This is a genomic window from Streptomyces sp. NPDC002309, from assembly GCF_053593375.1.
In genome coordinates, this window is sequence record NZ_JBSFCI010000109.1 from 1 (window position 1) to 1,443 (window position 1,443).

Here is a 1,443-nt window from a genome sequence, read left to right on the forward strand (position 1 = left end):
CACTGATTCCTAATGCGGTCTGTCAAGCCGCTTGGGCAGTGGGTGGCACGGCCTCGTAGGGCCGTCCGTCTCGTAGGAGGGCCCACAGGACGTTGACGCGGCGGCGGGCCAGGGCCAGGACGGCCTGGATGTGGCGCTTGCCTTCGGCGCGCTTGCGTTCGTAAAACCGGCGGGAGTCCTCGCAGTGACGGATGCTGAACAATGCGGAGATGTAGAAGACGCGTTGGAGCCGGCGGTTGTAGCGAAGTGGCCGGCGGAGATTGCCGCTGATCCTGCCGGAGTCCCGGGGAACCGGGGCGACGCCGCCGAAGCCGGCAAGGCGGTCCGCGGTGCCGAAGAAGCTCATGTCGCCGCCGGTCGCGGCCAGGAACTCGGCACCGAGGATGACGCCCAGGCCGGGCATGCTGGTGATCACTTCGAAGTCCTGGTGCTCGCGGAACCGGGCTTCGATCACCTTGTCGACCTCCGTGATCTGCTGATTGAGGGCCATCACCTCCGTCGCCAGGGTGTGCACGAGCTGGGCGGTCAGTTTCTCCCCGGGCAGGCTGGTGTGCTGGCGGCCGGCGGTTTCGACGGCTGTCGCGGCGAGTTGGTCAGCGCGAAGGACCCTGCGATTGCGCAGCCATGTCTCAAGCCGTTTGACCCCGATCCGCCGAAGGGCGGCTGGGGTCTGGTAGCCGGTCAGCAGCACGAGCGGACCAGTGTTGGTCAGGTCCAGTGCCCGCTCCAGACCGGGGAAAATGCCGGTGAGCTGGGCGCGGAGCCGGTTGACGGTGCGGGTGCGGTCGGCGACCAGGTCCGTGCGCCGGCCGGTGAGGATCTTGAGGTCGGTGACGGTCTCGTCGCTGGCGCGTAAGAGATGCAGGTCGCGGCGGATGCGGACCTGGTCGGCGATGACGGCGGCGTCCTTGGCGTCGGTCTTGCCCTCGCCGCGGTAGCTCTCCGAGGCGCGGTGGATGGCCCGGCCGGAGATGTAGTGCACCGGCTGGTCGTGGTTGAGCAGGAGTGTGATGGCCAGAGCGGCGCCGCCGTCGGCCAGGTCGATGCCCCAGGCCACCGTCTCGCCCAAGGCCGCGACATCAGCGAGGAGTTCGAGGAGCTCGGGTTCGTCGTTGGCGACGCGGCGCGACAGCAGCCTCTCGCCTCTCTCATCGATGGCAACGCAGTGGTGGTGAGTCTTTCCTGCGTCGATCCCGGCCCAGATCATGGCCATGTGGTGCCTCCGTGCGGTGTGCTGCTGATGCCTCCCGACGGACGACCTCGCTGTCGATTCCCTACTCAGCGATCATTCGCAATTCCTAATTGGCAGCCGAGTCGTCGTGGGGTGCCGGGCGGCCAATCAGTGAAAGCCACAAGCGGCAGAGCCTTTTGAACCACACCCAGCACCCCTGGGTGGATGAACCATACGAGGGGCTCACCGCGTCCCACGGAACAACGTAGGGA

General features: G+C 67.1%; 1 protein-coding gene. It reads right to left on the bottom strand.

The genetic code is table 11. From position 1 onward, the window contains the following. Window positions 1-22 precede the first annotated feature (22 nt). Window positions 23-1,213, bottom strand: coding sequence for an IS110 family transposase (locus ACWCPM_RS34725; protein WP_450980250.1), 1,191 nt, complete (start codon window positions 1,211-1,213; stop codon window positions 23-25). Window positions 1,214-1,443 lie beyond the last annotated feature (230 nt).

Excerpts from the sequence above, each read along its gene's own strand:
- ACWCPM_RS34725 (WP_450980250.1), bottom strand. The coding sequence starts at position 1,213 with ATGGCCATGATCTGGGCCGGGATCGACGCAGGAAAGACTCACCACCAC.